Source organism: Mesorhizobium newzealandense, assembly GCF_042682145.1.
Taxonomy (GTDB): Bacteria; Pseudomonadota; Alphaproteobacteria; order Rhizobiales; family Rhizobiaceae; genus Mesorhizobium; species Mesorhizobium newzealandense.
In genome coordinates this window covers 174,562-187,870 of sequence record NZ_JBHUGZ010000014.1, presented here as the reverse complement: position 1 = coordinate 187,870, position 13,309 = coordinate 174,562, and the positions used below count along the sequence as shown (strand labels likewise).

Annotated in this window: 10 protein-coding genes; 8 read left to right on the top strand and 2 right to left on the bottom strand. The window is 63.7% G+C overall.

Annotation, left to right across the window (positions count from 1 at the left end; all coding sequences use genetic code 11):
• The first annotated feature begins 118 nt into the window (after positions 1-118).
• The 4 genes from ACFSOZ_RS21555 to ACFSOZ_RS21540 all read left to right on the top strand — a co-directional run bounded on the left by ACFSOZ_RS21555 (position 119) and on the right by ACFSOZ_RS21540 (position 3,407).
• Positions 119-1,120 carry an Ldh family oxidoreductase gene (locus tag ACFSOZ_RS21555; RefSeq protein ID WP_379101675.1) on the top strand — a complete coding sequence of 334 codons (1,002 nt, stop codon included), beginning with the start codon at positions 119-121 and terminating at the stop codon, positions 1,118-1,120.
• 241 nt (positions 1,121-1,361) lie between these two features.
• A complete protein-coding gene (locus tag ACFSOZ_RS21550) occupies positions 1,362-1,643 on the top strand; it encodes a hypothetical protein (protein ID WP_379101327.1) in 282 nt (93 codons plus the stop codon).
• 228 nt (positions 1,644-1,871) lie between these two features.
• Positions 1,872-2,324 (top strand): DoxX family protein, encoded by a 453-nt coding sequence (locus ACFSOZ_RS21545; protein ID WP_379101325.1) that lies wholly within the window; start codon positions 1,872-1,874, stop codon positions 2,322-2,324.
• 105 nt (positions 2,325-2,429) lie between these two features.
• A complete protein-coding gene (locus tag ACFSOZ_RS21540; RefSeq protein ID WP_379101323.1) occupies positions 2,430-3,407 on the top strand; it encodes a complex I NDUFA9 subunit family protein in 978 nt (325 codons plus the stop codon).
• Positions 3,408-3,450: 43 nt separating this feature from the next.
• On the opposite strand, the gene ACFSOZ_RS21535 is transcribed toward ACFSOZ_RS21540, so the two are convergent.
• Positions 3,451-4,818, bottom strand: a complete 1,368-nt coding sequence (locus ACFSOZ_RS21535) for a cytochrome P450 (RefSeq protein WP_379101321.1) — start codon at positions 4,816-4,818, stop codon at positions 3,451-3,453.
• 197 nt (positions 4,819-5,015) lie between these two features.
• Between ACFSOZ_RS21535 and ACFSOZ_RS21530 the strand changes: the two genes are divergently transcribed.
• The 3 genes from ACFSOZ_RS21530 (at position 5,016) to gyrB (ending at position 10,910) form a co-directional block, all read left to right on the top strand.
• Complete coding sequence (locus tag ACFSOZ_RS21530) at positions 5,016-5,585, top strand: NADPH-dependent FMN reductase (protein ID WP_379101319.1); 570 nt, start codon at positions 5,016-5,018, stop codon at positions 5,583-5,585.
• 52 nt (positions 5,586-5,637) lie between these two features.
• Positions 5,638-8,304, top strand: a complete 2,667-nt coding sequence (locus tag ACFSOZ_RS21525) for a caspase family protein (RefSeq protein ID WP_379101317.1) — start codon at positions 5,638-5,640, stop codon at positions 8,302-8,304.
• 134 nt (positions 8,305-8,438) lie between these two features.
• Positions 8,439-10,910, top strand: a complete 2,472-nt coding sequence (gyrB, locus tag ACFSOZ_RS21520) for a DNA topoisomerase (ATP-hydrolyzing) subunit B (RefSeq protein WP_379101315.1) — start codon at positions 8,439-8,441, stop codon at positions 10,908-10,910.
• A 40-nt stretch (positions 10,911-10,950) separates the two neighbouring features.
• Here gyrB and ACFSOZ_RS21515 read toward each other — a convergent pair whose 3' ends face one another.
• The gene (locus ACFSOZ_RS21515) at positions 10,951-12,039 is read right to left on the bottom strand and encodes an alpha/beta hydrolase family protein (RefSeq protein WP_379101313.1); all 1,089 of its coding nucleotides are present in this window, start codon (positions 12,037-12,039) and stop codon (positions 10,951-10,953) included.
• Positions 12,040-12,348: 309 nt separating this feature from the next.
• Here ACFSOZ_RS21515 and ACFSOZ_RS21510 point away from each other — a divergent pair, with 309 nt between their 5' ends.
• Entirely contained in the window at positions 12,349-13,266 is a 918-nt protein-coding gene (locus tag ACFSOZ_RS21510) for a hypothetical protein (protein WP_379101311.1), read from the top strand.
• Positions 13,267-13,309 lie beyond the last annotated feature (43 nt).

The window sequence follows — 13,309 nt, the reverse complement described above, 5'->3', positions numbered from 1 at the left end:
ACACGTCCGCCGCTTTTCTTGCAGTTGCGGACGATTTTCAACACAAACGCCGCCTCATGTGCTGCTACTCACAGGTTCAGCCAACTCAAACAGTTACCGGAATCGTAGGACGGCCATGATGCAACTCAGTCTCGACCAGGCAAAAGGACTGTGCCGGATGGCGGCACTTGGCGCCGGTGCCAATGAGGAAGCGGCGCAATCGCTCACCGCCTCGATCGTCGCCGCCGAGGCGGAAGGACTTTCGACCGTCGGCCTTACGCATTTCATCGACTATCTCGAGGCGCTCGAAGCCGGACGCATCGACGGCAATGCCGACCCGGTGATCACCCGGCCGGCGCTGGCGGTCTATCTCTCCGACGCGCGCGGCGGGCTGGCGCATACCGGCTTCGACCGCACCATCGACGACCTCGCCAAGGCCGCCCGGTTGTTCGGTGTCGCCATCTTCTCGCAGAAGAACGCCTATACATGCGGCGCGCTCGGCTACTTCACCGGAAGGCTGGCAGCGCTTGGGCTGGTGTCGTTCGCCGCCACCAACGGGCCGGCCGTGCTTGCCGGCTCGGGCTCGGTCAAGCCGGTCTACTGCACCAACCCGATGTCGTTTGCAGCACCCGCCGCCGACGGCGCGCCGCTGGTCATCGACCAGTCGTCGAGCGCCACCGCTTTCGTCAACATCCGCAAGGCGGCGGAGGACGGCAAGAAAATCCCCGAAGGCTGGGCGCTGGACGCCAGCGGCAACCCGACCACCGATCCGGCCGCCGCGATGAAAGGCGCCATGCTTGCCTTCGGCGGCCAGCGCGGCGCCAACATCGCGCTGATGGTCGAAGTGCTGGCGGCGGGCTTGTCGGGCGCCAACTGGTCGCTCGACGCGCCATGGTTCAGCGGCGGACCGGACAGTCCCGGAACCGGGCTGTTCGTGCTTGCCGTCGAGCCCAAGCTGCTCGATCCCGACTTCGAGCAGCGCATGAAGGACCAACTCGATCGGCTGCGGCGGCGCTTCGGCGTGCATGTGCCGGGACGTGCCCGGGCCGAGGCCGCCGAGAAGGCGCAAGCGCGGGGCATCACCGCGCCCAAGGCGGTGGTGCAGCGCATTTCCGAATTCGCCGCGCGTTATTCTTCTTAAATAATCCTTTATTTATCAAATAGTTATCTGAAATACGTCCGCTCAAGGCGCGGTGCGGTGCAAACTTTTTTGCGCGCCGCTGAACCTTTCCGCGCATCGCTGCGACCCAGCTTTGTCCAGGGCAAGGCGAGCTTGCCCGATCCACACCGAGGGAAACAGCAAACCGAAACGAAAGCCTGCTTCACGCGGAGGAAGTCCCTTTGCGCCTCGGAAACCCAACCCAAATCAAAAGGAAATTGCCATGACCAACACCAAGATCACCATGCTGACCGCCGTCCTTCTTCTCGGCTCGTTCATGGGCGCCACCCAGGCGGCCAGTTTGAAAGCCGCGCCGGTGAAACCGTCCGCGCCCGGCGTCATCACCGCTCCGAGCGGCGGTGCCACCGAGGATCATTACTGCAAGAACGGCCACGCAAAATTCGCCAACTGCAGCGCCGATTTCATCGCCGCCTGCAAGAAGGTCGGCGGCACCATGTCGGATGTTCAGGGCTGGGGTGGGCGTACTTGCTTCACGCCCTCCTGATACCGTCTCAGGTCAGGCCGCTCCGTCGGCCCCTGGCTTCGCATGGATGTCACCCGGAAAACCCCGCTTCGGCGGGGTTTTCTGCGTCACTCCATGGCCTCGGAGATCGCAAGCTCCAGTGGTGCAGGATGCGTCAATAAAACATGTTTCTAAATGTCGACTTTTGTTTATTTGACTTCGACCGGCCCGATCGGCCGTCTGCACCGATCAGCAAACAGAGGAGTCACAATGTCGGCAAGCACGGACAGTCCCCGCAACAACCTTGTCATCCCGGTCCTTGGCAGGCTTTACGCAGCCTTGCATGATGGCGCGGAAACCGTTCTTCGCACTGTTGCCGGTGCGTTTCTCGCCATCCATGGCTCGCAGAAGATCACCGATCCTTTCGGCGCCGCCGAAATGGTCGAGGGTCTCGGCTTCTATCCCGGCGCTTTTTGGTCGTTGCTGCTGGCCTGCACCGAATTTTTCGGCGGGATTTTTCTCGTCATCGGTCTTTTGACGCGGCCGGCCGCCTTTGCCGGCCTGTTCGTGCTGCTGGTCACCGTCTGGTTCCACTGGGTCACCATGGGTCAGGGTTTTTCGGGCGCGGAGAAGTCGCTTCTGTGGGCCGCGATCCTGCTGTTCTTCGTCATTCGCGGCGGCAACCGCCATTCGGTCGACGCCCGCATCGGCAAGGCGTTCTGACAAGGTCGAAACAAGGGCGGCAGCGACGACGCGTCGCCCTTTGCCTTCGACGCAAAACGGATTATGAAACGGCTTCAGCCAAGCTTGCGAGCGCCGGAGCCAGCCATGACCGAAATCCTGCAGACCCCAAAGCTCGTCGTCGTCTTTGGCGGGTCGGGCTTTGTCGGCCGCCATGTCGTGCGCGCGCTGGCCAAGCGCGGCTATCGCATCCGGGTCGCCTGCCGGCGGCCCGATCTTGCCGGCCATCTGCAGCCGCTCGGCAATGTCGGCCAGATTCAGCCGGTCCAGGCCAATGTGCGCATGCGCTGGTCGGTCGACCGCGCCGTGCAAGGCGCTGACCATGTCGTCAATCTGGTCGCCATCCTGCATGAGAGTGGCCGGCAGAAGTTCTCCGCCGTCCATGAGTTCGGCGCCCGCGCGGTGGCCGAAGCGGCGCGCGCCGTCGGAGCTGGCCTCACCCATATTTCGGCGCTTGGTGCCGATCTGAACTCCGGATCGGACTACGCGCGCACCAAGGCGCTTGGTGAAAAGGCCGTCCTGGAGACGATCAAGGACGCCGTGATCTTCCGTCCGTCGATCAACTTCGGGCCCGAGGACGACTTCTTCAACCGCTTCGCCAACATGGCGCGCTATTCGCCGGTGCTGCCGCTGATCGGCGGCGGCCAGACCAAGTTCCAGCCGGTCTACGTCGGCGACGTCGCCGAGGCGGTAGCGCGCTCGGTCGAGGGCAAGGTCGATGGCGGCCAGATCTACGAGCTTGGCGGCCCCAAGGTGCTCACCTTCAAGGAATGCATGGAAGAACTTCTTGAAGTGATCGAGCGCAAGCGCCTGCTGGTGCCGGTGCCGTGGTGGGTGGCCAACATCCAGGCCTCGATCCTCGGCCTCTTGCCCAATCCGCTGCTGACCAAGGACCAGGTCATGCAGCTGCGCGAGCACAACATCGTTTCTGACGCGGCGGCCAAGGCCAACCGGACATTGGCCGGGCTCGGCATCCAGCCGCAATCGATCGCCACGATCCTGCCCAGCTACCTCTGGCGCTTCCGCGCCGCCGGCCAGTTCCAGCAGCGCAAGCCCGCGGCTTAATTCGACAGCCCCAAGGTGTGTTGAGAGTACGTCAGTACCGGAACTAACGACGCGTGACCTGCATCGGCAGGCCACCTTGCGGCTGGGTGGTCAGCTTCTGCACCGGCCAGGGTTTCGTTTCGGCGGTGGTGTCGAAACGGAAGCGCGACAGCATGATGGCGAGCGCGATGATCGCTTCCTGCATGGCGAAGCTGGCGCCGATGCAGACGCGAGGACCTGCGCCAAACGGCAGATACTGGAAGCGGTCGATTTTTTCGCGGTTTCCCGGATGGAACCGTTCGGGCAGGAAGGCGTCTGGCCGGTCCCACAGCTTCCTGTGGCGATGGACGACCCACGGCATGACCAGCACCGCAGCATACTTCGGGATATAAAGATCCTTCCACATTTCCGGCTCGATCGGCTCGCGGTTGATCGACGGCGCCGGCGGATAGAGCCTGAGCGCTTCGTCGAAGGCGGCATGGGTGAACGGCATGGCGTCGAGCCATTTCGTCGGATCGGGTTCGCGCGCCAGCACCTGGTCGATCTCCTGCTCGACCCTGTCGCGCTCCCATGGCGATTCCGCAAGGCAATAAAGCGTCCAGCCGAGTGCGCGCGCCGTGGTCTCGTGGCCGGCGCCGATGAAGGTGATGATGTTGTCCTCGACCTCGGCCCGCGTCAGCCCCTCCGGCCCCTCGGCCTTGAGCAGGAGTGTCAGGAAATCCTGCGGTACGGCATCGGGATCGCGCTTGAATTTCGCTTCGCGCATCTTGACCGTGTCGGTGACGATCTTGCGGAAATAGGCCATGGTCTTGCGGCCACGGATGCGGGTCAGCCGCGGCAACCAGTCGGGCGCGCGCAACAGGTCGAGCGGATCGACGCGGCCCATGGTCTCGAACAGGCGGTCGATCTGATTGGCGAAACTGCCCGGCTCGCCAGCAATCTCGCCGGAGAACAGCGTTTCGGCCAGGATGTCGTAGGTGAGCAGCGTCATGTCATGGGCGATGTCGGACGTGCCACCATCTTCGTAGCGGGTGACGAACTCTTGCGTGCGCTTGAGCATCGGCTGGGCGAAGCCGAAGATGTGGCGCGGCGTGAACACTGGCGCCATCGCCTTGCGCGATCGCTTCCAGACCTCGCCCTCGGCGGTCAGCAGGCCGTCGCGCAGGATCGGCCGCAGGATCTTCTGGCGCACCGTCGCCATCTTGTAGTTCTTGGCGTTGTCGACCAGCACATGGCGGATGAGGCCAGGATCGTTGGCGACGACCAAATGTCCGCCAACGCCATTCACCGAAATCCAGGGCTCGTTGTAGGTGTGCTCACCCCACAGTTCGAGCGGGTTGCGGTAGACGATGCGGATCATCTCCAGCGTCGAGGGAGGCGTCGTGCGCGGCTTTGGCGCAGGGGGAACGAACGGGGCGGGCTGGATGTCCATGGGATGCTCCGCTGATACATCAATGTAGTGGCTGGCAATCCGGGCGTCCATGTGACCGAACGGCAAGCCGAAGTGGGAAGACAGAGGGTCTGTTCAGCCGAATGTGACCGTTCGCCCGGAGGTGCCGCCTTGTCCGCGGTCGTGCTCTGCCGTAGGTGACAGTCACCAACAGATACTGCCAGTCGAAGGAGCCCGCCTTGAAGCACCAGTTGAACATCATCATCGGCAGCACGCGGCCCGGCCGTTCCGGACCGGTTTTTGCCGAGTGGCTGGAGGGATTCGCGCGCGAGCACGGGAAATTCGAACCGGTGCTGACCGACATCGCCTCGTTCAATCTGCCAGTTCTGGACGAGCCGCATCACCCCAAGCTTGGCAACTACCAGAACGACCACACCAAGGCCTGGTCGAAGGCGATCGATGCCGCCGACGCCTTTGTGTTCGTGGCGCCGGAATACAATTATTTCGTTGCTCCGGCGATCGTCAACGCGATCGACTATCTCGCGCGCGAGTGGAAGTACAAACCCGCCGCCATCCTCAGCTATGGCGGCGTCTCCGGCGGACTGCGCGCGGCGCAAGCCCTCAAGCCGCTGCTGACCGCAGTGGGTGTAATGCCGATTTCCGAAGGGGTTTCCCTGCCGCTGTATCAGAAACTGCTCGAGAGCGATGGCTCTTTCCAGGCCAGCGAGCAGGTGCAGGGCGGAACCAGGACCATGCTGGACGAGCTGTTGCGCTGGTGCGAGGCTCTGAAGCCGATGCGGGCGGCCTGAAAGAGCCGGTTTCAGCCAAAGGCCCGGCTTGCTCGCGCCATAAAGAGGTGGAATGGTCGGCAAACGACTGAGCCGGGGGCGGTTCGACTTGCGCTTGCTGTTTGCCTTGCTGCTGATGCTTACGACCACCGCCGCGGCGGTGGCGGAGCGGCGCGTGGCGCTGGTCATCGCCGATGACGACTACCGCCTGATCCGGCCGCTCGCCAATCCGGTCAATGACGGCGAGGCGATGGCAGCGGCGCTGAAGAAGCTCGGCTTCGAGGTCTTCCTCGAAACCAATCGCGATCTCAGGCGCATGCGCCGCGCGCTCGACGATTTTCGCGAGGATGCCAAAGGTGCCGACGTGGCGCTGGTTTATTTCTCCGGCCATGGCGTCGAAATTTCTGGCGACAACCGGCTGCTGCCGATCGATGCCGACGCCTCTTCGCTCGCGGCGCTGGAGAAGACCAGCCTGCCGCTCGAAGAGGTGCGCGACACCGTGGCCGCCACGGCCAAGGTCGGGCTGATCGTGCTCGACGCCTGCCGCAGCGACCCCTTCTCGGGCAGTGGCGGCGAAGGGCGCGGCGCGACGTCCCTGGCAAAGGACGTCACTGAGAAGGTCAAGCCGGGACTTGGCCGGATTGGCCGTGCCGAAAACATCCTGTTCGCCTTCTCGGCCGCACCGGGCGAGACAGCGGCCGACGGAACCGGCCAGAATTCGCCGTTCACGACAGCGCTGACCAAATATCTCGGCACCGACGGTCTCGAGATCCGCTCGGTGCTGACGCTCGTGCAGCAGGAGGTCTATGACCTGTCGCGCGGGAAACAGCTGCCTTATGTCGAGAGCGGCCTGCCGAAGCTGTTCTTTGCCACGGCGGCCAAGGAGCAGTTGCCGGAGCGCGAACGCCTGCTGCTCGCCATGGCCGACGTGACGCCCGAAATGCGCGGCGAAGTCGAGCAGATCGCCAGCGACGCCGACATGCCGCTGGCGCCGCTCTATGGCGCGCTGATCGGTTCCGACACCAGCCATTTGTCGGCGGACAGCCTGAACGCCAGGCTGCACGAGGCGGCCGACGCCTTCGTCAAGGTGCGCAGCGAAATGAAGACGCTCGCCTCCGACGATCCGCAAGTAGCGGAGCTGCGCCGGCAGGCCGAGGAGCAGCTGTCGCTCGGCGCTTTCGATGGCGCACGCGCGATCCTCGCCAGGGCCGCCGACATCGACAACGTGTCGCGCAACGCGCTGAAGGCCAATTTCGTCAGCCGCACGCTGTCCGAAGCCGCGACGCGTTTTCTGTCAGGCGGCGCGGCGCGCGCAGACCTCGACTATGCCAACGCCATCAAGGATTATGAATCGGTGTTGGCCCTCTATGGCGAAGCCGGGCAAACGGCGCTGACGCCGGACGAGGCCGACCGTCATATCCGTACGCTGGATGAGCTTGGCAAGCTCTACACCCTGGTCGGCAACACCGATGCGGCGGGCCGCGCCTTTGCGGCGCTGGTGTCCATTCTCGAGCTGCGTTCCGGCCGGGAGTCCGATCCGAGCGTCAAGCGCGATTTCGCCGTCAGCCACATCAAGCTCGGCAACATCAGGCTGGCACAAGGCGACCTGCCGGCAGCGCTGCAGAACTATCAGACCGCCAGAACCATGCTGCGAGATCTGACGGCGGCCGAGCCCCAGCATCTGCCGTGGTTCGGCGACTTCGCCATGGCCGACGACAAGATCGGCAACGTGCTGGTGACGCAAGGCGATCTGGCGGGTGCTTCACATATCTACCAGGAAAGCCTGTCGATCAAGAAACAGCTCGCCGACCATGAACCGGATCGCGCCGAGCTGCAGCGCGACCTGACCATCAGCTATGACGAGATCGGCGCTCTGGCGCGCACCGCCGGCCAACTGGACAATGCACAGGCGGCCTATGAAGAGAGCCTGAAGATCCGGCTGGCGCTGGCCGAGAAGAAACCGCAGGATGCCGAGCGGCAGCGCGATGTCTCCGTCAGCCATACGACCATCGGCGACCTCAAGCGCGAGCGCGGCGATGCGGCGGGCGCGCTCGCGGCCTATCGGGCGGGCCAGGCGATCGCCGAACAACTGGTGGACCGCGATCCGGACAATAGCGAGCTGAAGCGCGACCTGTCTGTCGGCAACGCCAAGATCGGCAATGCGCTGAGCGACCAGGACGACTGGCCGGCGGCGCTGGCCGCCTATCGGGAAGCCTTGGGGATAGCCCGCGTGCTGGCGGCCGGCGACCCCGCCAACACGGACTGGCAGCGTGATCTCTCGATTTGCCTCGAGAAGGTCGCCGGGATCCTGGCGATACAAGGCGACCGGGCGGGCGCGCTCAAGGCCTATACCGACAGTTTCGCCATCGCCGACCGGCTGGCCAAGCTCGATCCCGCCAATGCCGACTGGCAACGCGACCTGTCGATCACGCTGTCCGAAATCGGCATGCTCAAAGTCAAGCAGCGCGACATCAAAGGCGCGCGGCAGGCCTTCCAGGACAGTCTCGACATCCGCCAGCAACTCGCCGACGCCGATCCGAACAACGCCACCTGGCAACGCGATCTGGTGGTCGCCATGATCGATTACGCTCAGGTTGCCAAGAATCCCAAGGCGGTGCTTTCCCAAGCGCTCGACATGACGCTGGAGCTCGACCGCAGCGGCCGGCTGGCGCCGCGCTACCAATTCATGATCAAATTTCTGCGCGAGCGGCTGGCGAAGCTCGAGGCGCGCCGTCAATAGCCGGCTCATCCCTCGGGAAATGCCTGCAAACCTTGGAAAAACCGCCTTTTGCGCCTATATCTACGCAATATCAAAGGCGCGATTCGGGGCCGATTTTTAGCGCCGTGCTAGCGGCATCCAGACAACAGGTTTTCATGAGCGACCAGATCGAAAACAACAACGGCGCTGAAGCCGAATACGGCGCCGATTCCATCAAGGTTTTGAAGGGGTTGGACGCTGTCCGCAAACGCCCCGGCATGTATATCGGCGACACCGACGACGGTTCCGGCCTGCATCACATGGTCTATGAGGTGGTCGACAACGCCATCGACGAGGCGCTGGCCGGTCACGCCGACCTCGTCACCGTGACGCTCAACCCCGACGGTTCGGTGACGGTGATCGACAACGGCCGTGGCATTCCGACCGATATCCACACCGGCGAAGGCATTTCGGCGGCCGAAGTGATCATGACGCAGCTGCATGCCGGCGGCAAGTTCGATCAGAACTCCTACAAGGTGTCGGGCGGCCTGCATGGCGTCGGCGTCTCGGTGGTCAATGCGCTGTCGGCATGGCTGAAGCTCAGGATCCGCCGCAACGGCCAGATCTTCGAGATGAGCTTCACGCACGGCAATGCCGACGCGCCATTGAAGGCCACCGGCAGCTACGAGCAGAACAAGGTTGCCGGCACCTATGAAGGACGCAGCGGCAGCGAGATCACCTTCTTTCCGTCATCCGAAACCTTCACCATGGTCGAGTTCGACCTCGGCACGCTGGAACACCGGCTGCGCGAGCTCGCCTTCCTGAATTCCGGCGTGCGCATCGTTTTGACCGATGCCCGCCATGCCGACGTCGTGCGCCACGAGTTGCACTATGACGGCGGTCTCGAGGAATTCGTCAAATATCTCGACCGGGTCAAGAAACCGCTGATCGACAAGCCGATCGCCATCAAGGCCGAGCGCGACGGCATCACCGTCGAAGTGGCGATGTGGTGGAACGACAGCTACCACGAGAACGTGCTGGCCTTCACCAACAACATTCCGCAGCGCGACGGCGGCACGCATCTGGCCGGTTTCCGAGGTGCGCTGACGCGCCAGATCACCGGCTATGGCGAGTCTTCTGGCCTGACCAAAAGGGAAAAGGTGGGACTGATCGGCGATGATTGCCGCGAGGGGCTGACGGCGGTGCTGTCGGTCAAGGTCCCCGACCCGAAATTCTCCTCGCAGACCAAGGACAAGCTGGTCTCGTCCGAGGTCCGTCCGGTTGTCGAAGGTCTGGTCAACGAAGCGCTCGGCACCTGGCTCGAGGAACACCCGGCCGAGGGCAAGGTGGTCATCGACAAGGTGATCCAGGCAGCGGCCGCCCGCGAGGCGGCACGCAAGGCGCGCGACATCACCCGCAAGAGCTCGCTCGGCATCACCTCGCTGCCCGGCAAGCTGGCCGACTGCCAGGAACGCGACCCGGCGAAATCCGAAATCTTCATCGTCGAGGGTGACTCGGCCGGCGGCTCGGCCAAGGGCGGCCGTTCGCGCCAGAACCAGGCCATTCTTCCGCTGCGGGGCAAGATTCTCAATGTCGAGCGGGCCCGCTTCGACCGCATGCTCGGCTCCGAAATGATCGGCACGCTGATCACCGCGCTCGGCACCTCGATCGGCAAGGACGAGTTCAACGCCGACAAGCTGCGCTACCACAAGATTATCCTGATGACCGACGCCGACGTCGACGGCGCCCACATCCGCACCTTGCTGCTCACCTTCTTCTTCCGGCAGATGCCGGAACTGATCGAACGCGGCCACCTCTACATCGCCCAGCCGCCGCTCTACAAAGTGACGCGCGGCAAGAGCTCGCAATACATCAAGGACGAGAGCGCCTTCGAGGAGTTCCTGATCGGCTCAGGGCTCGAGGAGGCTTCGCTTTCGCTGGGCTCGGGCGAGGTTCGGACCGGACAGGACCTGCGCAGCGCCATCGACGATGCGCTGGCAGTGCGCCAGCTGATCAACGGGCTGCACACGCGGTACAACAGAGGCGTGGTCGAGCAGGCGGCGATCGCCGGTGGCCTCAACCCGGACGTCTTCACCGATCTCGGCCGCGCCGATGCCATGGCGGAGCGTGTCGCCAAGCGGCTCGACATCATCGCCGAGGACACCGAACGCGGCTGGACCGGCCGCATGTCGACCTCGAACGAGGGCATCGGCGGCTATGTGTTCGAAAGAACGGTGCGCAGCGTCAAGGAATTCGCGCATCTCGATCTCGGGCTGATCAATTCTGCCGATGCGCGCCAGCTCGACCGCTATGCGCCGCGCCTCACCGAGGTCTATGGCGAGCCGCCAGTGCTGCGCCGCAAGGATGTGACCGAAACCATCTCGGGGCCGCTGGCGCTGCTCAGCGCCGTCTTTGCGACCGGCCGCAAGGGCCTGACCATGCAACGCTACAAGGGTCTCGGCGAGATGAACGCCGAACAGCTCTGGGAAACCACGCTCGATCCGAATGTGCGCTCGCTGCTGCAGGTCAAGGTCAATGACGCCACCGACGCCGACTCGCTGTTCTCGCGGCTGATGGGCGACGAGGTCGAACCGAGGCGCGAGTTCATCCAGGACAACGCGCTGTCGGTCGCCAATCTGGATATTTAAGACCGAAGCGATGCTCTGAAGAAGCTTGCCAGGGCGGCGTTCAGGCGCCGATGAAACGCGGCCCGGTCGAAGCCGGGTGCGTCGAAGCAAATCGTTGGAGCGGCGGCGCGCAGTTGGGCGCTGCATGGGGCAAGAACGCATAGTGGCCCGCCTGGGGTTCGACGTGATACTCTGGTGGTCGAGGCAGCGCCGAACGGACGTGTTCTTCATACCAGGGGTTGGGTTGATGCTGGTCGTTGGCCGCGCGCCATATGAGCACCGGGATTTGAACCGAAGCGAGGCCGGCGCGGTCGAAGGTGAAGCCGAACGCGGGCGCGGCAGCTGCGATGGCGCGGATTCGCCGATCAGGCTTCCACGCGTCTGGCGGTGGTTGGACCGCTTCTGCAACTGAATGGATCCCCGCTCTCGCCAGCGCGGTGCAAAGATCGTGCTGGGGATTTACCGCGCAGTATGGGCCAATCCGTTCGAGGTTGGGTATTCCCCCCGCTTCGACGAGTACGGTGAAGCCGCCATTCGAGAACCCAAAGGCGCCGATACGCCGCGGATCGATGTCGGCGTGTCCCCGCCAGTCCTTCAGCATGAAATCGATCAGCCGGCTTAGTTGGGCGGGCCGGCGCCATGGCATCAGTACCTTGCTCTGGTCGTCGTAGGTATCGCCGGCATGGCTGACCGCGGCTACGACGAACCCAGCTCTCGCCAACGCGAGCGCCGTATCATAATGACCGGCGTAGGATCCGCCGCCTCCATGCGAGATCACGATGAGCGGCAGCGCACGGCCTTTTACCGGACCGGAAGGCGCGACGCGCTGGTTGGAGCTTTCCAGCGGCACATCGTGCGGCTCGGCGGTTGTCGGGTACCAGATACCGGCAGTCAGCGACGGTTCGCCGCCATTGGGAACGCGAACGACTTCAAAGCCCACGGGGGAAAGATCCGCGATGCCTTTGGCAACCAGACTGGCCGACGTCGCGCCAATCGGCGCACCAGCTGTAGCGGTGAGAATCCCGCCCCAGGTGAACAGACCAGAGAGCAAGACCAGGCCGACGAAAATTGCTGAGCGTGGCCTGCGGACAGCAGCCCAAATCCGCCGGGCTTTTGTTTTTCGCTCCTCCAGGAATGTCTTCTGAGTCATTTGTCTTCCTACTCGGCAAGGAAAAGTGTGTCTTCCTACTCGGCAAGGAAAAGTGGCGCTTCGAAGGAATTGGCAAGGCTTATCCCGCTAGTTCCCGTTCACCATGTCTGGCGCGCCCCGTCCGTCAATGTCCCATGGCAAATCATTTGAAAGCCCGCCGGAACAGAAGTCCCTGAGGGACATTGTGACGATATCGACCACAATTTCTCACAGGAGGCCTTCATGGGACGCGGTATCTTGCTCTGGTTGCTCGGAATCCCGATTCCAATCATCATTCTGATCATGCTTTTCGTACGGTAGGGGGAATACATGCAGTCCACCCTATCGGCTGTCGATGTTTCCTCATCCACAGAATCCTCCACCACGGCCGTCAGCTGGGGGCCGATCATTGCCGGCGCCTTCGCGGCCTCGGCGTTGACCTTCATCCTCATGCTGCTCGGCTCAGGGCTTGGGCTGAGCATGGTTTCACCCTGGTCGGGCTCGGGCGCTTCGGTCACCACCTTCGCGGTGTCCACCGCCATCTGGCTGATCATCGTACAATGGCTGTCCTCCGGTGTCGGCGGCTACCTTGCAGGGCGGCTGCGCACCAAATGGGTCGGCATCCACACCGACGAGGTCTATTTCCGTGATACCGCGCACGGCTTCCTCGCCTGGGCGCTGGCCACCTTGCTCGTCGTCGGCGTGCTTGGCTCGGCTCTCTCCGCCGCGCTTGGTTCAGGCGTGCAGGCAGTCTCCACCGTGGCTTCGGGTGCCGCCATGGGAGCGTCGGCCGGTGCTTCGACCAACGCCGGCGGCGCATCGACTGACAATCCGACCTCCTATCTGGTGGATTCGCTGTTCCGTCCGGCCGATCCGAGCAAGCTCGCGGCCGCCAATCCGGACAGCGATGCTGCCGCTGTCGGACAGGCCTCGCGCATCCTGATCGCCAGTGCCACGGCGGGTGAGATCTCGGCCGACGACAAGACCTACCTCACGCAGCTGGTCGCCGCCCGCACCGGCTTGTCCGAGGCCGACGCCAAGGCGCGTGTCGATGCTCTTGTTGCGAAGGTTGAGGACGCCAAGGTCAAGGCCAAGCAGGCGGCAGACACAGCCCGGAAAGGCAGTGCGACTTTTGCACTGCTTGGTGCACTGTCGCTGGTCATCGGTGCCTTCATCGCCAGTGCTGCAGCGGCCCTCGGCGGCAGGCAGCGCGACGACGAGGAAGCGGTGTTCATCACAAGCCGCTGAACCGGCTCCGCTCGTTCAGAAGCAAAAAGCCCGGCCGCGAGGC